We start from the raw sequence: 20,746 nt of genomic DNA, 5'->3' as shown, positions 1-20,746 counted from the left end.
ATGCGCCTTGGAGTCTGCTACTACCCGGAACACTGGCCAGAGTCGATGTGGGAAGACGACGCGCGCCGGATGAAAGCACTCGGCATCGAACAGGTGCGAATAGCCGAGTTCGCATGGAGCCGCGTTGAACCGACGCCTGGCGAATACGATTGGGCGTGGCTCGATCGCGCGATCGAAGTACTCGGCGCGGCCGGTCTGCAAGTCGTGATGTGCACGCCGACGGCGACGCCGCCGAAGTGGCTGATCGACCGTCATCCGGACATCTTGCCGATTGGCGCCGATGGCCGGCCGCGCGCTTTCGGTTCGCGTCGTCACTATGACTTTTCGTCGCCGTCGTATTTCGCGGCGTCGCAGAAGATTTGCACTGCAATTGCCGAGCGTTATGGCAAGCACCCGGCCGTTCGTTACTGGCAGACCGATAACGAGTTCGGTTGCCATCACACCGTGGTCAGTTATTCGCCGGCGGCAGTGGAGCGTTTTCGCGAGTGGCTGAAAGCGCGCTATCAAACTGTCGACGCATTGAACCGCGCGTGGGGCACCGTGTTCTGGAGCATGGAATACCGCAGTTTCGACGAGATCGACGCGCCCGTCGCCACCGTGACCGAAGCGCATCCTTCGCATCGGCTCGATTACCGGCGCTTCGCTTCCGATGAAGTCGCGCGCTATAACCGCATGCAGGTCGAGATCATTCGCGCGCATTCGCCGGGGCGGCCGATCGCGCACAACTTCATGCAGCTCTTCACCGAGTTCGATCACTACAAAGTTGCCGCCGATCTCGACGTTGCCGCGTGGGACAGCTATCCGCTCGGCGCACTCGAAGAGCAATGGTTTGCGCCGGACGTGAAAGCGCGCTGGCTGCGCAGCGGTCATCCCGACTTTGCGTCGTTCAATCACGACGTGTACCGCGGCATGTCGAAGCTGCCGTTCTGGGTGATGGAGCAGCAGCCGGGTCCAGTGAACTGGGCGATGTGGAATCCCGCGCCGCTGCCTGGCATGGTGCGTTTGTGGAGTTGGGAGGCGTTTGCGCATGGCGCGGGTTGCGTGTCGTATTTCCGCTGGCGTCAGGCGCCGTTTGCGCAGGAGCAGATGCATGCCGGTCTGAATACGCCGGATAACCGCCTCGACGTGGGCGGTAGCGAGGCCGCGCGCGTGGCCGAGGAAATCGGCACTGTACTCGCGGCGAACGCCGACGCCGACGCCGCGATTCGTTCAAAGGTCGCGCTCGTCTACGACTATGAGGCGAAGTGGCTGTTCGAGATTCATCCGCAGGGTGCGGACTTTCACTATCCGCGCTTTGCATTCGAGTACTACTCGGCATTGCGCGCACTAGGTCTCGATGTGGATGTCGTGCCGGTCGATGCATCGCTGGACGGCTACAGTCTGATCGTCGTGCCGCCGTTGCCGGTCGTGTCTGCTGATCTTGCCGCGCGCCTCGCGAAGTCGGGCGCGCAAGTGGTGCTCGGGCCGCGTACCGGTTCTAAGACTCAGGACTTGCAGATCCCGGCGAATCTTCCGCCAGGCCCGCTCGCTGATGTATTGCCGTTGCGAGTATGGCGCGTCGAATCGATGCGGCCTAATGTGACCGAACCTGTGCGTCTTCTCGGCACACAGAACGCGGATGCTGAGGATGGCGTCGCGCGTCACTGGCGCGATTTCATCGAAAGCAATGGCACGAATTCATTCGACGTGCTCGCGCGTTTCGCGGACGGCCACCCGGCGTATGTGCGAAGCGGCGCGTTCCATTACTTTGCAAGCCTGTTCGACGACGCGCTGACGGTTCGGCTCTTTTCGCAAATCGCACAGCAGGCAGGCATTCAAACGATGCCGCTTGGCGAAAGCGTACGCATCAGCCGGCGCGGTGCGCTGACCTATGTGTTCAACTACGGCGATTGCGCACACACGATCGCCGATGTGGCAGACGACGCGTTCATTATCGGTTCGCGCGCAGTCGAACCACAGGGCGTGGCAGCGTATCGATCGAAATGACCGGTTCGGGTAACGGGACGATTGGCAAGCCGGAATTCCATGCAGTAACGACAACGACGCAAAATCAAGGAATAAAGGAGACAGGTAGCATGAAAATGAAACCACGCAAGGTTCTGCTGACACTCGCGCTCGCTGCGGCTGCGCTCGGAACGTCCGTTGTCAGTACTGCGCAGGCCGGCACGCTGACTGCGAACATCGCGTTCAAGGGCGCGAGCCAGCGCGCGGTGTGGCAGTCGGTGGTCGACGACTTCAAGAAGGCGCATCCCGGAATCGACGTGAAGGTGTCCTTTATCGACGAAGAAGCCTACAAGGTGCAGTTGCCCGGCTGGCTCTCCACCGTCGCGCCCGACATCGTGAACTGGCATGACGGCGAACGCATGGCCTATTACGCGCAGCGCGGCCTTTTTGAAGACCTGAGCGGCGATTGGGCGAAGAACGGCTGGAACGACATGTATGCGTCGACGAAAGAAGCCTCGTCGTATAAGGGCAAGCAATATGCGGCGCCCACGGTGTACTACTCGTGGGGCATGTTCTATCGCAAGGATCTGTTTCAGAAGGCCGGCATTTCCGGTGAGCCGAAAACGTGGGAGCAGTTTCTCGACGACTGCAAGAAGTTGAAGGCAGCCGGCATTGCGCCGATTGCCGTTGCGGGCCGCGATTCATGGACGCTCGCCGGATGGTTCGATTACCTGGATCTGCGCGTGAACGGCAACGCATTCCACCAGAAGTTGATGGCGGGCGAGATTGCGTACACCGATCCGCGTGTGAAGAAGGTTTATACGACGTGGAAGCAGTTGATCGACGCCGGCTATTTCATCGACAACTCGCTCTCTTACGATCTCGATTCGGTGCAGCCGTTCCTGTTCCAGGGCAAAGCCGCGATGATGCTGATGGGCACGTTCATTACCGCGGGCTTTCCGGCGAACGTGAAGCCTCAAATGGGCTACTTCCAGTTCCCGATCATCGACGCCAATGTGCCGACCGCTGAAGATGGTCCGGTCGAATCGCTGCATATCCCGTCGAAAGCGAAGAACAAGGCGGATGCGCATACGTTCCTCGCATTTGTCGAGACGCCGGAAATCGGCGCGAAGCTCGCCACGGGGCTTGGATCGTTGTCGGCGAACAGCAAGTCACCGGAGCCGGAAGATCCGATTTCGAAGATCGGCTTCCAGATTCTTGCGAATACGAAGGGCGGCATTGCGCAGTTCTATGATCGCGACATGACGAAGGAAATGGCCGATGAAGGCATGAAGGGCATGCAGCAGTTCATTTCCGATCCGTCGAAGCTTGATACCGTGCTCGCGCAGTTGGAGCAGACGCGGAAGCGGATTTATAAAAAGTAGGGAAGGGGGCGGTCGGGCGGCCGCCTTGGTGTTTTTGCTTGGCCGATAACACGCGTCGACAGCTTTGTATGGGGTGGGAGTAAGAGCTTTGCATGGGACCGGAGTAACGCGCTAAAGCGCGAACTCCGGATCGACAGCTAAAGCGCTAACTCCCACCGACAGCTTTGCATGGGGTGGGAGTAGGTGCTAAAGCACCAACTCCCACCGACAGCTTTGCATGGGACCAGAGTAAGCGCTAAAGCGCTAACTCTGGTCGACAGGAGAATCACTTTGTCTCATTCCGTCACCCGTCACACCGTGGACGGACCCGTTCAGCCGGGCGGCTCCGCGCTGCCCGCATCGCGTGACCGCGCGCCGAATGTCCGCACGCGCGGCCGCCGTCCTTCGCCCACTGCAAGGCGCCAACGGCGCGCGGCCTTTCTGTTTCTCGCGCCGGCCTGCGTGATGGTGGCCATTTATGTGATCTGGCCGATTCTCTCGACCATACGCCTGAGCCTCTTCAACTGGGACGGCATGACGGAGCCGACTTTCGTCGGTCTCGCCAATTACGTCGAACTGTTCAACGCGCAAACGTTCTATACCGCGTTGAAGAACAACGTCATCTGGTTGCTGCTATTTCTACTCGCGCCGCCGATGGGACTCGCCGTCGCGCTCTACCTGAATCAGGCAGTGGCCGGCATCCGTATCGTCAAATCGCTGTTCTTTGCACCATTCGTCTTGTCAGGCGTCGTCGTCGGACTCATCTTCTCGTGGTTCTACGATCCGACATTCGGCCTGCTCGCGCTGATTCTCGGCCACGGCGTGCCGGTACTCGGCGATCCGCGCTACGCGACTTTCGGCATCGTATTCGCGGCACTGTGGCCGCAAACCGCCTATTGCATGATTCTCTATCTGACCGGACTCACATCGCTCAATGCCGAGCAGATAGAAGCCGCGCGCATGGAAGGCGCACGCGGCTGGTCGATGCTGTGGCACGTCATTCTTCCGCAATTGCGACCTACTACGTTCATGGCAATCGTTGTCACGATCATCGGCGCATTGCGCAGTTTCGATCTGATCTCGGTGATGACGGGCGGCGGTCCGTTCGAAAGCTCGACGGTACTCGCCTATTACATGTACGACCAGGCAATCAAGTACTACCGAATCGGTTATTCGGCGGCAGTGGCCGTCGTGCTGTTCGGCATCATGCTGGTGTATATCGTTTATCACTTGCGGCGGATGCTGCGCACCGAGCAATAAGGAGCGACCATGTTTCCAATTCCCATCGACAAATGGAAACCGGCCACGCGCCGCGTCTACAAACTCACCTTGCCGATTGCACTGCTGATCTGGCTTCTGCCGATGATCGCCGTGCTCGTCACGTCCGTGCGGTCCACCGAAGAACTCAGCGAGGGCAACTATTGGGGCTGGCCCAAACACTTCGCGCTATTCGACAACTATCGCGAGGCGCTCACCACTTCGCCGATGCTGCATTACTTCTGGAATAGCGTGCTCATTACCGTGCCTGCGGTAATCGGCTCGATCGCACTTGCGGCGATGGCGGGCTTCGCGCTCGCCATCTATCGCTTTCGCGGCAATTCCTCGCTATTCGCCACCTTTGTCGCGGGCAACTTCGTCCCCGTGCAGGTGCTGATGATTCCGGTGCGCGATCTGTCGTTGCAACTCGGCGTGTTCAATACGGTTAGCGCACTGATCCTCTTTCATGTTTCGTTTCAGACCGGATTTTGCGCGCTTTTCCTGCGTAACTTCATCAAGCAGTTGCCGTTCGAACTTGTCGAGGCCGCGCGCATCGAAGGCGCAAACGAGTGGACCGTGTTCTTCAAAATCGTGCTTCCGCTGATACGGCCCGCGCTCGCCGCGCTGGCGATTCTGGTTTTCACCTTTGTCTGGAACGATTACTTCTGGGCGTTATGTCTGACGCAAGGCGACGACGCCGCGCCGATCACAGTCGGCGTTGCTGCATTGAAGGGTCAATGGACGACAGCGTGGAATCTTGTTTCGGCAGGCTCCATTCTCGCTGCGCTGCCTTCGGTGGCCATGTTCTTTGCGATGCAAAAACACTTTGTCGCCGGGTTGACGTTCGGTGCAACAAAGGGCTAAACCGGCGACCGGCTCACGCTAAAAAAGCCACGGCAAAAGAATAATAAGTCTGGCGAAGCACACCCAGCTTTGCCAGTACGGCTGGCAAACGTTTGCGCAATTATCATCACGTTTCCCCTCATTAAAGATCGGGAAGGGCTTGTCGTTATCTAGTGAAATAAGTCAGACCGTCGAACTGACTCGTGCCTGAGAAAAGGCACGCGCTGGACCAAAGCTCATCGGGGGTAGCAATCGTGAACCAACAACGCTCGCCATGGACTCGCACCGCGGCTCCGGGGGAAGTCATCTATTCGGAAGGCTTCTTGGGCGACGCAGTCATCTACGTCATTGCAGATGGCAAAGTCGAAATCTCCACGCAGTGCGATGAAAAAAAGGTCATTCTCGCCACGCTCGGCAAGGGCGAGTTTTTCGGCGAAGCGGCGTTGTTGCCGCCCGAGCCGCGAGCGCACACCGCCAAGGCATTGAGCTTCTGTCAATTGACGGCTATCGCAGGCGGTATCGTCGAAGAAGAACTGGAACGCGTGTCGCCGCTTCTGCGTCATATCGTTCGCACGATGATACGGCGCGTCAAGAAGAAGGACGACATTCTCGCGACGAACACGCATGCCGATTTTCTCCCAGGCGTACTGTCCTACGCGCATGTGCTGTCGTTGATGGCAGGCGCCGAGGCGACTGACCGGTTCGATGCACGCGCTCGCCGTCCTCAGAACGAGGAAGTCTCGATTCCGCTTCCCGAAGTCATCAAGAAGTGCAACGCGATTGCAGGCCATTCGCGCCCGCATGTGATGGCGATGCTCAAGCGCATGGAGAAGCTCAATCTGGTCTCCGTCGAATCGGGACGCTCAGAGCGGCTGAACAATACGTCGGGACGCTATTCGGCGAGCGACGGTGCAGTGGGCAGGCAACTCGTCACGTTCGATCCGGTGAAAATCACCGAGCGCGCGCAGCAGGTCGCGAATCACGATCTCGACGTTTCGATCAGCAGCGAACTCGAACTGATTGAACTCGACGATCTGGAAGCGTTGATCGGCGTCGACAGAAAGGTGATTCTGAACAAGCTCTCGCATTCGGAGATTGCCGAAGACCTCTTCGCGTTCCGCAAGACCAAGGTTCTCAACTACGTCGAAGAGAAAGGCCTCAGCTATTTCTCGCGCCGCAATGCGCGCGGTGCGGGTGAATTGAATTCGCTCGACGATCTCGAGTTCGTCGATCAGCGAACCCTGTTCGAAGCAGTGAGTGCGTTCGATACCTACGATCTCGCGAAACTGCTGTCGGCGTCAGCCGGGCAGCCGGTGGACGAGCGCCTGCAGGCCGTCATGACCGAAGCGAGAAAGAAAGAAGTGTCGTGGGTGATGCGCCGGGAGATCAAGATCGATCCCGTCGAGATTGTGGAAATCGAGCAGCGTTTCATCGATACCGTCCGCGCACTGAAGTCGCCCGCGGCGCATGCCGCGCCGGTCGAATCCTGACGCCCGTTGCGTTCGGTCCAGAAGGCCGAACGCAATCTTTAACTGTAATTCGCAGGCTCGTGCAGCCGGTCGCGAGGACGTATGGATCTTTTGACGGTATTTGGCGTAGTGTTCGGCGTCGCGGCGATCGTCGCGGGCTTCTCGCTCGAGGGCGGCGACTTTACGTCGTTGCTTCAACTGGAGGCGTTTGTCATCGTCCTTGGCGGCACGTTGGGCGCAGTGATGATCCAGAACACATGGGCACGGTTTTACGACGGCGTGAAGCTGCTGCGCTTCGCTTTCGTGAAGGCGCGGCAAGTGGATCGCGAGAGCCTTTCCGTTCTGCTCGAATGGGGCGATCAGGCGAAACTGAACGGCATGCTGGCATTCGAATCGATCGACGCGAAAGGCATTAGCCCATTCGCCAAGCGAGGTCTCGAACTGCTCGCGAACGGCGTTTCCACGGCTGTACTCGAAGACGCATTGCAGCGCGAAGTCGACGCCTATGAGCGCAATTGCATGGCGGCCGCGCGCATCTGGCAACAGGCGGGCGGTTATGCGCCGACCTTCGGCATTCTCGGCGCGGTGCTCGGTTTAATTCAGGTAACGGGGCATATGCTCGAGCCGTCGCAATTGGGCAAAGGCATTGCGGTCGCATTCGTCGCCACGCTGTATGGCCTTGGACTCGCGAACCTCGTATTTCTGCCGCTATCGGGAAAGATCCGCGCGCAGGTGGACAGCGAATTGCGTTTCAGGCGCTTGTATCTGGACGGCTTGCTCGCGATCTCGCGCAAGGAATCGCCGCATACCATCGAAACGCGTTTGGCGGGCGACGTGCGCGAACGATCTGCCGAATTGCTCGGCTAGTCGAGTCGACAGAAGTCGTGCATCAACTGATAGCGGACTGCGTGTATGAGTACAACCACTGGCAGCAAGCGTCTCGCGACGGACAAGAACGGGCACGATGACGGCCAGGATAGCGGCGAGCAGTCGGACCGCTGGCTGATTTCATACGCCGATCTGATTACGACACTGATGGTGCTGTTTCTCGCGCTCTATGTCTTGCAGCTCGCGAAGAACAGCGAGTTGCAAATACAGACGCTGCAGCATCGTCCGGTGAAGGAAGCTGTCGACGTAGAGCCGCCGATCACGGCAGCGAACGCGAAAGACGCCGCAAAAAAGCAGCTTCTGTCATTGCTCGCGCCGTTGCAGGACAATCGCCAGATTACGATTTCGCACACGCCGCAAGGCGTGGAAATCGCGATCAATGCGAAAGTACTGTTCAATTCCGGCGATGCGCGTCTTTTGCCCGAATCGTTCGCGGTGCTGGATCGCATTGCAGCGGTGCTGCGCGACCGCGCGAAAAACAATATCCTCGTGGAAGGGCATACGGACAGTTTGCCGATTGCCACGGCGAAATACGAATCCAACTGGGAACTGTCGTCCGCGCGCGCGGGCGCGGTGGTGCGCTTCTTCGCGGACAAGGGCATAGAAGCGCACCGCATGGCGGCAATTGGCCGTGCCGACAATTTCCCGCTCATCATCGGCAACGATGCGGCGGCCAACGCCGCCAATCGCCGCGTGACGATACTCGTCGAGTACTGAGCGCCAAACGGGAAGCATCAAACGCCGAGCGCAAGGTACTGATGAAGCGACTGAATAGCGGCCGCGCCTTCTCCAACGGCTGCCGCGACTCTCTTCACCGAGCCGCTGCGCACGTCGCCCACCGCAAAAATACCCGACCGGCTCGTTTCGAGAAAATGCCCGGTGCGCTCGGACGTCCACTTGTGAGCGACATCGGGACCGGTCAGCACGAAGCCATTTCTATCGAGTTCGACGCAATCGCCAAGCCAGCCGGTATTAGGTTGCGCGCCGAGAAACAGGAACACATGGCGGATAGGCTTCTCTTCGATTCGCCCTTGCTGATTCCATTGAATCGACTCGAGATGCGCTTCACCGTTTAGCGCGACGATCTGCGTTCGCACATGAACCGTGATGTTCGGCGCCGCCTCGATGCGTCGGATCAGGTAGTTCGACATGCTCGCGGCAAGTCCTTCGCCGCGAATCACGATATGCACATGGCGCGCGAAGCCCGAGAGAAATACGGCAGCCTGTCCCGCCGAATTGCCTCCGCCGACAATGACGAGTTCTTCGTTGCCGCAAAACGCCGCTTCCATATACGTCGCGCTGTAGTACACGCCTCGGCCCTGGAAATGTTCGAGACGTGCAAGCTCCGGCTTTCGATAACGCGCGCCTGTTGCGATCACCACTGCGCGACCGTACACATGTTCGTCGTGACTAAGGCGGATATGGAACGGCTGACCTTTGTCGCATTCAATACCGAGCGCTTCGATCGGCACGCCGACTTCAGCACCGAATTTGCGGCATTGCGAAAGGCCGCGTCCGGCAAGCGCCTGACCGGAGATGCCGGTGGGAAACCCAAAGTAGTTTTCGATCTTCGAACTCGTGCCGGCCTGGCCGCCCGGCGCTTTGGTGTCGAGAACCGCGACGCGCAATCCTTCCGACGCGGCATAGACGGCTGCGGCCAGGCCCGCCGGTCCCGCGCCGACCACGACCACGTCGAACCGTTCGCCGTTCAATCTGTCGGGACTCAAACCGATTGCGTCGGCAACGGCGCGATTTGTCGGGCGCTTTAGCACGACACCTTGCAAGGTGACGAGTACCGGCAGATCTTCTTTCGTGGCGCCGTAACGTTCGAGAAGTGCTTTGGCTTCCTCATGCTCGTCAATATCGAAGTACGCCGACGGTTGCGCATTACGGCTCAGAAAGTGCCGCAATACCAGTGTCGGAAAAGAAGCCGAGCTGCCGATCACGACCACGCCGCCGCTCTGATCCTGTATGTAGGCGACGCGGCGCAGAATGTATGCGCGCATGATCGTCTCGCTCAGTTCCGCTTCGGCAATCACGAGCGCGCGCAGCGATTCTTCGTCGATCACGATGACTTCGCAATCGCTCGTCGCGCGCGCGGACGCCACCGCGCCGCGCCCCGCGAGCGTGCCGACTTCGCCGGTAAAACTGCCGGGCCCGTGCGTGCCGAGAACATGCAGCGTATCGCCGCTGCCGCGCGTCGCCTCGATGGTGCCCGAGATGATCGCGTACATCGGAATGTGGCGATCGCCTTCGGTAAACAGCACGTCGCCGGTGTTCAGTTTGCGCCGCTCGCCATAGCGCTCGAGTACCGCGAACTGCGCGTCGTTCAGCCTGGGGAAGATCTGGTGGTGACGGCTGCCGCCTGCCAGCAGATCTTCACGCTTGCCAGAAGTTTTATCGCTCATGAGAGGTCCGATTGGAAAGACGCACGATGCAGCGTGTCGCTGCGCCGCCAGATTGGCATGCGAATGCGAACAATCGGCAGCAAGAAAAGGCCGCGGAGAAGCCGCTTTCGCCGAGATTGTGCGCCAGAGTCCACTCGCCAGTAAAGAGTGCGTAAGGCGGAGAACGTGCGGCCGAACAGCGCGAGAGCGCTTCTGCTCAAGTTCGCGCTTCTTTTGCCGTAAAAGACGAGAGGAATTAGAGAAATAGACAATGAAAAGGGTCTAGGAAGCATGCGCGATTTAACAGTAAAAAACAGCTTACTTGCAGTGCTGGTCGTCTTTGCCGCGATGATCATGTTCGGCGGCGTGGTCGGCGTATTCGCACTCGGCCGCTCGAATGAAAACGCCCAGCGGCTTCAGGAGATCGCCACTCAGGAGATCCTCGCCAACGACGGCTATAAGGACAGCACGCGCACGCGGGCAGCGCTTACGCGCGCTTATGCCGCGTTGAAGGAGCGCAACGATCTCGCCACGCGCGATTCCGCACTTGGCAGCGCGCAACGAACGCTCGATCGCGCGGATGCCGAGACGCGCGCTTTTGCGGCAGCGTCCCGATTCGTGGGACAGGACGATGCGTTGAAACAGCAGCTCGTCGATTCGTCGAATGGATTGGCGGCCACTTTAAAGAAAGCTTTCGACGCGCTTCAGCGTGGCGATACCGACGCCTACGTCGCCATCAACGATCGCGACATTACACTTGCCGGTCAGGTCTATTCGGCAAACGTCGAAAAATTCCAGAACCTTGCGGGTGCGCTTGCAAAGGAGTCAGCGACGAGAACCGAACGCGAATACGGGTGGATCGTCGCAATGGTTTTGACTGGTGTTGCGCTTGCTCTCGCATTGATCGTCGCCACGCACTTTGCGTTGCGCACCATTGTGATTCGCCCGTTGCAGCAGGCGTCGAAACTGCTCGACCGGATTGCGGGCAATGATCTGACCGCGTCTATTCCTGAAGGCAGCAAGAGCGAGATCGGCAAGTTGTTCACGTCGATGTCGCGGATGCAGGCCGGACTCGCGCATACCGTGTCGAACGTGCGCGTCAGTTGCGAGGCGATTCACGGCGGCGCGCGCGAGATTGCAGCGGGCAACCTCGATTTGTCGAGCCGCACCGAAGAGCAATCGACTTCGCTCGAGGAAACCGCGGCGAGCATGGAAGAACTGACCTCCACCGTCAGACAGAACGCGGATAACGCGCGCCAGGCAAGCACGCTTGCCGCGAGCGCCGCCGACGTCGCACAGCGCGGCGGCGACGTCGTGCAGCGCGCGGTCCACACCATGACGGCCATTACCGCAAGCTCGCACAAGATTGCGGAGATCACCGGCATGATCGACAGCATTGCATTCCAGACCAACATTCTCGCGCTCAACGCTGCCGTCGAGTCCGCGCGTGCGGGCGAGCAGGGCCGCGGCTTCGCTGTCGTCGCGGGGGAAGTGCGCACGCTGGCTCAACGCAGTGCGAGCGCCGCGCAAGAGATCAAGGCGCTCATTTCCGCTTCCGTCGATGACGTGCGCAGCGGCAACGAACTCGTCACGCAGGCCGGCCACACGATGAACGAAATCGTCGGCGCAGTGCAGGGCGTTGCGACTATCATGGCGGAGATCACGTCGGCGACGGTCGAGCAAACCGCGGGCATCGAGCAGGTCGGCAAAGCCGTCAGCCAGATGGATCAGGTCACGCAACAGAACGCCGCGCTCGTCGAGCAGGCCGCCGCCGCTGCGAGCGCGCTCGAGCATCAGGCGCAGTCGATGAACGATGCGGTGTCGGCATTCCGTCTGCGATAACGCCGTCAGTCTCCAAACCAAACTAATCGGAAAACAAATATGAGCGTTAGTGCCGTCTCGCGTGCAGTCGCAATTCTGTTAGCCGGCGTGGCGATGTCCGCCACCGTGCACGCGTCCACGTATGCGTATGTGTCGAATGCGGACAGTCAGGACATTTCGGTTTTCAGCCTCGATAAGTCGAATGGCGCACTCAAGCCGGTCGAAACAGTGAGCGTTGGCGGCACGGTCATGCCGATGGCCTTTTCGCCGAATCATTTGCGGCTCTATGCAGGTCTGCGTTCAAAGCCTTTTCGCGTGGTGAGCTTCGCAGTCAGTCCGCTTGACGGACGCCTGACCGAACTCGGCAAGGCGCCGCTCGCGGAAAGCATGGCCTATGTGTCGACCGACGCGAGCGGCCGCTATCTGTTCTCCGCGTCGTATGGCGGCAACCTGCTGGCGGTGAACGGCATCGGTGCAAATGGCGTTGCCGGCGATGTTCAGCAGATCGTCAAGACGGGCCCGATGGCGCACGCTATTCGCAATGCGCCCGACAATCGTTATGTGTTCGCGTCAGTACTCGGCGCCGACGCATGGTTGCGTTTGAAGTTCGACGCGGCGAACGGCGCGCTTACTCAAGACGCGGCGCCCGCCTATTCGCTGCCGGCCAAATCGGGTCCGCGCCATTTCGTGTTCTCGCCGGATGAGCGCTTCGTTTATCTGATCGACGAACTCGACGGCAAGCTGCATGTACTCGCATTCGACAAGCAACGCGATGCGGTGAAGCCGGTGCAGACCGTTTCCATTCTGCCGCCCAACTTCTCCGGCGACAAACCGTGGGGCGCGGATGTTCACATCACGCCCGACGGCCGCTTCGTCTATGCATCGGAACGCACGTCGAGCACGCTGGCCGCTTATCGCGTGGACCGTGCATCGGGAAAGCTGACGCGCATCGGCACATATCCGACCGAAAAGCAGCCGCGCGGCTTCAATATCGATCCTTCGGGCAATTACCTGCTCGCGGTCGGTCAGTTGTCGACCAACCTGAGCGCATACCGGATCAATCGCGAGACGGGCGCATTGAGCGCGCTCGGTCAGTACCCGGTCGGCAAGGGCGCGAACTGGATCGAGATTGTCGAGTTCAACGGATCGAACGATTGAGGTCTACGGCGAACTGCGTCCCCGCGCATGCGGCGACGCGGACGCCGGCCCGCCCGCCGACGCTGCACTGCGTCGGCGGGCGCGCAGCCCGCGCCATAGTTCTTCGAAGTAAGGCAGTAGCTCGAATAGCAGAATCAACGCGAACAGAATCGCGATATAGGCGACGGGCAACGGTTCGCTTTTCGCGGTCAATCCGAATCTCGCCGGCTCGCTGCCGAGGCCGAGCAACGCCAGAAATTGCGTCCAGTGACGGGCGACGACAAGCAGTATCGCCATCAGCGGGACGAGTTCGAGAAAGCTATGAACGTGCTGTTCGAACGGCGTCACGTTGCGTCCACTCACTGCATAACTGACGTCCCACAGCGCGGTCGCTTCGTGAACGAAGAACGCGACGATCATCAATAGAATGATGCCCGCGTTGATCTCGAGAAAGATCGCGGCGAGTAGCGGCAGTCCGACTTCGGCAAACATCAACAGATGGATCACCGATTCTTTCGCGCCGGTCGTGGATTCGATTCGAGTCGCGCGATGGCACAGCCAGTCCGCGAAACCGGCCGCAAGCCACACAGGCAAAACGAAGTACATCAGGATCGTGAGGGTTGGGTCGATCGACATGATTTCCTCGGCGAACGGCTGGCTGACCAACGCGAGCACGCGGCTTCACTCGATCCCTTCGTGTTTCAACGCCAGTTGCACCGCGGGCCGCCCGCGCATGCGTTGTGAGAACTCCGCGAGTTTTTGCGGGACCTCGATCTTTACTTTGTTCGCCCATAGAAGCATGGTGAACAGATAGGCGTCCGCGACGCTCGCTTCTGCGCCGAACAAATAGTTGCCTTTAAGCATTGTCGATATGAGCTGGAAACGCTGGCCGATTTTCTCGCGCGCGGCATTCGCTTCCTCATCCGACGCCGGCTTGAATACGCGGCCGAATTGTTTGTGAAGCTCCGTTGAAATAAAGGCGAGCATTTCAATCAGGCGCGTAGTGCCGAGTTCTCCCGACGGTGCAAGCGAGGGCTTGCGTTGCGCGACCCACGAAAGGATCGCGACGTTTTCGGTGAGCCGTTGACCGTCGTCGAATTCGAGTGTCGGTACATAGCTCTTGGGATTGATTTCATCGAACTTCTGGCCGGTGTCAGTCGTCTTTGTCTTGAGGTCGACGCGCACGCGGTCGAATTGCATCTCGGCCTCGTGCATCGCGATGTGATCGGCAAGACTGCACGCGCCCGGCGAATAGTAAAGCTTCATGATGCGGCCCTCCTTCATGCAGCAGTTGGCGATTTTTTAATGGAGCATCCCGCGTGCCTCGGCGGCCATGCTCATAGTTCGCCGCGCGCGGCGAGGGCGGAAATGCGATCCACCGTTCGGCATGCAATGGCCTGAATCGTCAGCGAAGGGTTGACGCCGCCCACGGTCGGAAACACCGAGCCGTCGCAAATCCACAAATTGCGGATGTCCCAACTGCGGCAATCCGCATTGACAACGCTCTTTGCCGGATCGTCGCCCATGCGTGCGGTGCCGTTCAGGTGGCACGTATCGTCGGTTTCGCGCCAGATGTCCTTGCCGCCCGCGGCGGCGAGCGCCTGCTCCATGAAATTCAGCGAATGGGCAATGAGGCGTTTGTCGTTATCGCAGTACGAGTACGACACGCGTGCAACGGGCAAGCCGTATTGGTCTTTTTCGTCGGCGAGCGTCACGCGGTTGCGTTCCTGCGGCAGCATTTCGCCGACTATCTTCAGGCCCGCCTGATGGTTGTACTTGTGCATCTCGTCAGCGAGCGCTTCGCCCCACAGGCCGCGGCCATTTTGCGCGGCTGCCCATGCGTTGGGCAGCGGACCCTGGCTCATATACGCATAGCCGCCGAAAAAATCCTTGTTCTGGTCCGCGTAGTTCCAGTGCTCGGTAATCGCAAGCGACGGCGGTCCCTTGTACCAGCGTATCTCTTCGTCCATCGTGCCGTACACGGCCTGGTTGGCCTGCACCATCAGGTTCTTGCCGACAAGACCCGAGCTATTCGCGAGACCGTCGGGAAAGCGGCTATTCGCGGACATGAGCAGAAGGCGCGGCGTTTCGATTGCATAGCCGGCGACGACAACGTTCTTCGCGCGCTGGAATTGCCAGCGTCCTTCGCGAATGTACTCGACGCCCGTAACAAGCCCGGCATCATTCATGTCGATGCGGCCGACCATCGCCAGATCGCGCACTTCCGCGCCGGCTTGCAACGCGCGCGGAATCCACGTGACGAGGGCGCTTTGCTTCGCATTGGTCGCGCAGCCGGACACGCAAAAGCCGCGATACACGCAAGGATGCGCTTTGCCGCGCGGCGCCGAGAGTGTCGCGAGCGGTGTTGCGCTCCAGCCGATGCCGAGCGCCTCGCAGCCGCGCGCGAGCACCATCGCCGCGGCATTCAATTCATGCGCGCGATACGGATAGCGTGGACGTTTCGGTCCCCACGGATAATTGACGGGTCCGGCGATTTTCAGCGCGTCCTCGACCTGTGAGTAGTACTGCCACATCTCGCGCCAGTCGAGCGGCCAGTCCGCGCCATAGCCGAGCAGCGCGCGCGATTTGAACCATTCGGGCCTGAAGCGCAGAGAGACCATCGCGAAGTGAACCGTGCTGCCGCCCACTGCCTTGCCGCTGTTGTTATGGCCGAGCTTGAGCGGGTTGTCGCCGTCGCAGATGCGCTCGTCGGTCCAGAAGAGTTTTTGCTGATGCGCTTCGTCGGACGCGAATTCTTCGAGTGGACGCCACCATGCGCCCGCATCGAAGGCGACTACCTTGAAGCCCTTTTCCGCGAGGCGGCACGCGAGCGTGCCGCCTCCCGCGCCCGTGCCGACGATCGCGAAGTCCACTTCGTCGTCGTTCGAATATTCGCGCATTGGCACCCAGCCGCGCGGTTCGAACACATCGGGCGCGCGGCCATGCTTGCCGCGTGGATGATAGAGAGCGTCATCGAACACGGCGATTCTCCCTCGCGGCTTTATCCTCGCTGCCCGATTGCGCCTCGACGGGTTCCCACGGATCGCGACGGTTGAAATACATGCGCACGTAGCCACGCGGATTGGCCGGGCCGCCGAAACCAATCTCGCTCCAGGCATGCGGATGCGAGTAATAGAGACCGCAGATGTCGTGAAGTACTCGCTCCGCAAAGAAAACTTCCGGTTGCATGCCGCGCCACGCCGCATGCACGAGTTCGCCGCGCTGCATCTGTTCGAGCAATGCGTTCTGCGCGGTTCTATCGAGGCTTGCGAACGGCAGGCCATGCCGCTCGCGGCTCTCGGCATCGAGCGCGGCTAGGCCCGTGCGCCACGCGTCGCGCATCGGCGGCAACGCGGCGTTTCGATAACCATCGCCCTGATTCGTGTATAGGCGATGATCGAGCATGGCGGCGACCGGCACAAGCGGCTGCGCGTTTGCCTGCGGCACGACGCACGCGCAGAGCGACGTCACCGCAAGCCATTCCATCGCATTGAAGAAGCGCGGCTCGCGCGGCACCGCCAGCCGTTCGTCGATAACGACGCGAGACACTTCATCCCATGACGGTGTGTCGCGTTTGCTCAACACGTCGTAACCGGGGTAACGTGTCGCTCTTTTCGTTGGTCTGCCGGTTTTCATTTCTCCGTCTCCCTGAGCCGCAGCGCGGCAAGGCCCGCGAGCGCGAGCGCCGAGAAGCTCGGCGGCGCCGGCAGCGGAGGGCCGGCGAACAGGTTCTGGCTCCAGTTGCGCCATCCGCCCTGGCGCCGCGCGATGCCGCGCGCGTGGAAGCCGGCGCCCGCGATACCGAGCGCGGTCGTGATGCGCAGCCATAGGCGCGTGAACCAGCGCTCGCGCGGCGCGGCCAGCGCGGCGTGCGCAAGCAGCGCCGCTGCAAACGGCGGCGCGCTGACGGGTGCGTACATCGCACGATGCTGGAATGAGCCGCGAAAATGCAGCAAGCCCGCTTCGCCGACCGTGCCGATGAGTCCGGCTGCCACGAGCAATCCCAGCGCGCGCCCCGCAGGCATGCCGAGAAGTTGCGGCTCGTGCGCGGGCTCGTCGCGCAATCGCTCGGCCACCGCGCCGAGTGCGCCCGACAACAGCAAGGCCATCGGCGCACCGACCGGTGCCGCATGAACCAGGTTGTTCCAGCTCCAGCCGCCAGGGCGCTTCATGACGTTGTACAAGTGAAACCCCGTGCCGGCGATGCCGGCCGCAGCCGCGGTCCGATAGATCAAATGACGCGCGTGGTGCGTTTGCTGTCTATGGTCCGCGCCGCCGTGCAAACCGGCGATCAGCGAAAGACTCGCGCTGACGAGCGGCGTATACATCGCCGGATTGTCGAAGGAACCGCGGTAGTGTTCCATCGCACTGTCCGTGAGCACCGAGAAGGCGAGCAGCGCCGAACTATGGTTGAAACGCCGTGCGGCTTCGACGTGTGCCTGAGTTGCGGGCGCGGCGTGGGTGACGCTGTCGATTGAGCGCAGCGCTGGTCTTCGAGGCGTCGCGCGTGTGCGCCGATTTGCGTTTGCCCTGCGCCCGGTGAATCGCGCTAAAGCGGCAGCTCCGGCCACCGCGCATAACACGCTAAATATGCGTTGCGTCCCCATCGATACCTGCTCCTGCGCTTTTCGCGCCTATGCAACGAAGTACTGTGCCGCGTCCTTGTGCTTGAATGCGAGGCCGCAACCGGGCCTCGACAGGTCGGGCGTGATGACGCCGTCATGCGCTCGGGGTGCGCCGTCGAACAACATCGCCTCGATGCGCACATGGTCATGAAACCACTCCTGATGACGCAGCCGCGGCACCGCGCAAGCCACATGCAGATGCAATGCGGGCGCGCAATGCGCGGAAAGCGGCATGTGAAACGCGTCGCAAAGCGCGGCGGCCTGCAGGAATCCGGTGATGCCGCCACAACGGCTCACGTCGGCTTGCAGTACATCCACGGAGCCCTCGGCGAGTAGCGTGCGGAAATCGTCGGACGTGTACGCGTATTCGCCGGCCGCGATGTCCATGCCGGACGGCGCGTGTTCGCGCACAAAGCGCAAGCCGGCTGCATCGTCGGATGAGACCGGCTCTTCGAACCATGCGACCTGTTGCGCTTCAAATTGGCGCGCATGGTACAGCGCCTCGCGCGGCGAGAACGCGCCGTTGGCATCGACGAACAGACCCGCGTCGCCGATAGCTTCGCGCGCGGCTTTCACGCGCGCCTGATCTTTATGCGGTTGACTGCCGATCTTCATCTTGACCCAACGGCAGCCGTCGCGTTCGACCCAGCCGGCAAGCTGATCGCGCAATTGCCGGTCGTTGTATGTCGTGAAGCCGCCGCTACCGTAAAGCGGCACGCTTTCGCGCGCCGCGCCCAGCAGTTGCACGAGCGGCACGCCGAGCAGTTTCGCTTTCGCGTCCCATAACGCGCAGTCGATTGCGGAGATTGCCGTGGCCGCAAGTCCCGCACGTCCGAGATTGCGCACCTGACGCTGCATGCGGTTCCAATGCGCGCGAATATCGGCGACGTCCTCGCCGGTCACACAGGGCGACAGCGTGTTCGCGATCAACGCGACGATGCTGGAATCGCTATACGTATAGCCGATTCCTGTTTGACCACCCGCATCGACCTCGACGACGACGAGCGTCGTCGCATTCCACTCGAACGTTCCGTCGCTTTCGGGGGCGTCGGAGGGAATGCGGTAGGCGCTCGCCCGCACCGCGCTAACCGGAAGTTGCGAGCCGCCTCGTGCAGATGCCGCCTTGCTCATCGCCGCGTGCCTCTACTTGTCGTGACGGCCCGGAAGCACTGCGCCAAGCACCTGCTTCGCGGTCTGCACGATCACATTGCCTTCGTCGGGATCGCCTTTTAACAATGTCGATGCAAACGCCTTGGCCTGAGCAAGCGTGATATGCGGCGGCAACGGCGCGATGTTCGGATCGGCCTTTACTTCGATCACCACAGGGCGGTCCGCAGCAAGCGCAGCGTCCCAGGCCGCGCCCATCTGTTCGGCGTCGTCGACATAAATGCCTTTCAGGCCGATCAATTCCGCGAACTTGTGATACGGCACTGAAGGAATGTCCTGCGAAGCCTCGAACTTCGGATCGCCCTCCATCACGCGCTGTTCCCACGTGACCTGGTTCAGGTCCTGATTGTTAAGGACCATGCAAATCCAGCGCGGATCGGCCCAGCCTTTCCAGTACTTCGATACGGTGATGAGTTCGGCCATGTTGTTCATCTGCATGGCGCCGTCGCCGACCAGCGCGATGACGGGCCGCTCCGGATAAGCGAACTTCGCGGCGATCGCATACGGTACTGCCGCGCCCATCGACGCGAGGCCACCCGAGAGCGAGCACATCATGCCGCGCTTCACCTTCAGATCGCGTGCATACCAGTTTGCACAGGAGCCTGAATCGCTCGTCACGATTGCATTCGACGGAACGCGTGGCGACAGTTCCCATACCGTGCGCTGTGGATTGACGGCATCCTTGCCGGGCTCGTGTGCGCGTTCGTCGAGTGTCTTCCACCAGTCGGCGGTCCAGCCTTCGATCGTCTTGCGCCACCCGCGGTCCTGCTTGTGTTCGAGCAAAGGCAGCAACGCGCGCAGCGTTTCCACGCTATCGCCGACGAGGTTCACTTCCATCGGATAGCGCAGGCTCAGCATGTCGGCTTTCAGGTCGATCTGCACGCCGCGCGCCGCACCTTCCTTCGGCAGAAACTCGGAGTACGGAAAGCCGGAGCCGATCATCAGCAGCGTGTCGCACTCGGTCATCAGATCGTAACTGGGCTTCGTGCCGAGCAGGCCGATCGAGCCGGTGACCCACGGCAGATCGTCGGGCAACACCGCTTTGCCGAGCAGCGCCTTTGCCACGCCTGCACCGAGTTTTTCCGCGACGGCGATCACTTCGTCCGTTGCATGCAGTGCGCCGGCGCCGACGAGAATCGCGACCTTCTTGCCGGCGTTGAGCACGTCGGCGGCCTGCTGAAGATCTTCAGGCTGAGGCACGAGACGCGGCTCGCGATAACCGACGCCCGAATGCAGCGTGCCGTGTTTGCGCGCAGGAGGCTCGTACGGCAAGTCTTGCAAGTCGTTCGGCAGCACGAGCGCTGTCACTTTGCGCTCGGAAAGTGCGGTACGTATCGCGCGATCCACGAGATGGCGCACTTGCGCGGGCACCGACGCCTGTCCGACGAACGCACCCGCGACGTCCTTGAAGAGCGAGACGAGATCGACTTCCTGCTGATAGTGGCCGCCGAGCGCCGCGCGCGCCTGCTGACCGGTGATAGCCAGCACGGGCATATGGTCCATGCGGGCGTCGTAAAGTCCCGTCACGAGGTGCGATGCGCCAGGCCCCGACGTCGCGATACAGACGCCGAGCTCGCCTGTGAATTTCGCATGCGCGGATGCCATGAAGGCGGCCATTTCCTCGTGACGAACCTGAATGAATTCGATGGGCCTCGGCTGGTCCGTGTTCTTGTGATGCTTCTTCGCTTCACTCTGCGCGCGATTCAACGCGCCGAACACGCCGTTGATGCCGTCGCCGGGATAGCCAAAAATTCGGCGCACGCCCCACGCCTGGAGTCGCTCGACGATGAAGTCACCGACAGTTGTGGACATGGACAGCTCCTCACAATAAAGATCGTCACACA

General features: G+C 60.8%; 17 protein-coding genes. 9 read left to right on the top strand and 8 right to left on the bottom strand.

Annotated elements, in window-relative coordinates; translation table 11 throughout:
- From BGRAMDRAFT_RS16360 to BGRAMDRAFT_RS16330, 7 genes are all read left to right on the top strand, one after another.
- Positions 1-1,986, top strand: a complete 1,986-nt coding sequence (locus tag BGRAMDRAFT_RS16360) for a beta-galactosidase (protein ID WP_006049899.1) — start codon at positions 1-3, stop codon at positions 1,984-1,986.
- Positions 1,987-2,075: 89 nt separating this feature from the next.
- Positions 2,076-3,329, top strand: a complete 1,254-nt coding sequence (locus BGRAMDRAFT_RS16355) for an ABC transporter substrate-binding protein (RefSeq protein WP_006049898.1) — start codon at positions 2,076-2,078, stop codon at positions 3,327-3,329.
- Positions 3,330-3,599: 270 nt separating this feature from the next.
- Complete coding sequence (locus tag BGRAMDRAFT_RS16350) at positions 3,600-4,568, top strand: carbohydrate ABC transporter permease (RefSeq protein WP_006049897.1); 969 nt, start codon at positions 3,600-3,602, stop codon at positions 4,566-4,568.
- A gap of 9 nt (positions 4,569-4,577) precedes the next feature.
- Positions 4,578-5,429: a carbohydrate ABC transporter permease gene (locus BGRAMDRAFT_RS16345; RefSeq protein ID WP_006049896.1), complete on the top strand. Its 852-nt coding sequence runs from the start codon at positions 4,578-4,580 to the stop codon at positions 5,427-5,429.
- A gap of 233 nt (positions 5,430-5,662) precedes the next feature.
- A complete protein-coding gene (locus tag BGRAMDRAFT_RS16340; RefSeq protein ID WP_044021207.1) occupies positions 5,663-6,898 on the top strand; it encodes a Crp/Fnr family transcriptional regulator in 1,236 nt (411 codons plus the stop codon).
- An 81-nt stretch (positions 6,899-6,979) separates the two neighbouring features.
- Positions 6,980-7,744, top strand: coding sequence for a flagellar motor protein (locus BGRAMDRAFT_RS16335; RefSeq protein WP_006049894.1), 765 nt, complete (start codon positions 6,980-6,982; stop codon positions 7,742-7,744).
- 45 nt (positions 7,745-7,789) lie between these two features.
- On the top strand, positions 7,790-8,482 hold the full coding sequence (locus BGRAMDRAFT_RS16330) for an OmpA family protein (protein WP_006049893.1): 693 nt from the start codon (positions 7,790-7,792) through the stop codon (positions 8,480-8,482).
- 17 nt (positions 8,483-8,499) lie between these two features.
- Here BGRAMDRAFT_RS16330 and BGRAMDRAFT_RS35865 read toward each other — a convergent pair whose 3' ends face one another.
- Positions 8,500-10,173 (bottom strand): FAD-dependent oxidoreductase, encoded by a 1,674-nt coding sequence (locus BGRAMDRAFT_RS35865; protein WP_006049892.1) that lies wholly within the window; start codon positions 10,171-10,173, stop codon positions 8,500-8,502.
- A 270-nt stretch (positions 10,174-10,443) separates the two neighbouring features.
- Between BGRAMDRAFT_RS35865 and BGRAMDRAFT_RS16320 the strand changes: the two genes are divergently transcribed.
- Positions 10,444-11,994: a methyl-accepting chemotaxis protein gene (locus BGRAMDRAFT_RS16320; RefSeq protein ID WP_006049891.1), complete on the top strand. Its 1,551-nt coding sequence runs from the start codon at positions 10,444-10,446 to the stop codon at positions 11,992-11,994.
- Between the two features lie 39 nt (positions 11,995-12,033).
- A complete protein-coding gene (locus BGRAMDRAFT_RS16315; RefSeq protein WP_006049890.1) occupies positions 12,034-13,131 on the top strand; it encodes a lactonase family protein in 1,098 nt (365 codons plus the stop codon).
- A 3-nt stretch (positions 13,132-13,134) separates the two neighbouring features.
- Here BGRAMDRAFT_RS16315 and BGRAMDRAFT_RS16310 read toward each other — a convergent pair whose 3' ends face one another.
- The 7 genes from BGRAMDRAFT_RS16310 to BGRAMDRAFT_RS16280 form a co-directional block, all read right to left on the bottom strand.
- Complete coding sequence (locus tag BGRAMDRAFT_RS16310) at positions 13,135-13,746, bottom strand: hypothetical protein (protein ID WP_006049889.1); 612 nt, start codon at positions 13,744-13,746, stop codon at positions 13,135-13,137.
- Between the two features lie 45 nt (positions 13,747-13,791).
- Positions 13,792-14,376 (bottom strand): glutathione binding-like protein, encoded by a 585-nt coding sequence (locus BGRAMDRAFT_RS16305; protein ID WP_006049888.1) that lies wholly within the window; start codon positions 14,374-14,376, stop codon positions 13,792-13,794.
- A 71-nt stretch (positions 14,377-14,447) separates the two neighbouring features.
- Positions 14,448-16,091 carry a GMC family oxidoreductase gene (locus tag BGRAMDRAFT_RS16300; protein WP_006049887.1) on the bottom strand — a complete coding sequence of 548 codons (1,644 nt, stop codon included), beginning with the start codon at positions 16,089-16,091 and terminating at the stop codon, positions 14,448-14,450.
- Complete coding sequence (locus tag BGRAMDRAFT_RS16295; RefSeq protein WP_006049886.1) at positions 16,081-16,746, bottom strand: gluconate 2-dehydrogenase subunit 3 family protein; 666 nt, start codon at positions 16,744-16,746, stop codon at positions 16,081-16,083. Before BGRAMDRAFT_RS16295 ends, BGRAMDRAFT_RS16300 begins: the two co-directional genes overlap by 11 nt.
- Positions 16,743-17,717 carry a hypothetical protein gene (locus BGRAMDRAFT_RS16290; protein ID WP_006049885.1) on the bottom strand — a complete coding sequence of 325 codons (975 nt, stop codon included), beginning with the start codon at positions 17,715-17,717 and terminating at the stop codon, positions 16,743-16,745. Before BGRAMDRAFT_RS16290 ends, BGRAMDRAFT_RS16295 begins: the two co-directional genes overlap by 4 nt.
- A gap of 27 nt (positions 17,718-17,744) precedes the next feature.
- On the bottom strand, positions 17,745-18,866 hold the full coding sequence (locus tag BGRAMDRAFT_RS16285; RefSeq protein ID WP_006049884.1) for an enolase C-terminal domain-like protein: 1,122 nt from the start codon (positions 18,864-18,866) through the stop codon (positions 17,745-17,747).
- Positions 18,867-18,878: 12 nt separating this feature from the next.
- Complete coding sequence (locus tag BGRAMDRAFT_RS16280) at positions 18,879-20,714, bottom strand: thiamine pyrophosphate-requiring protein (protein WP_006049883.1); 1,836 nt, start codon at positions 20,712-20,714, stop codon at positions 18,879-18,881.
- Between the last annotated feature and the right edge of the window lie 32 nt (positions 20,715-20,746).

Source organism: Paraburkholderia graminis C4D1M, from assembly GCF_000172415.1.
In the GTDB taxonomy this organism is placed as follows: domain Bacteria; phylum Pseudomonadota; class Gammaproteobacteria; order Burkholderiales; family Burkholderiaceae; genus Paraburkholderia; species Paraburkholderia graminis.
The sequence above is the reverse complement of the archived record's forward strand: the minus strand, read 5'-3'. Positions and strand labels throughout refer to the sequence as shown.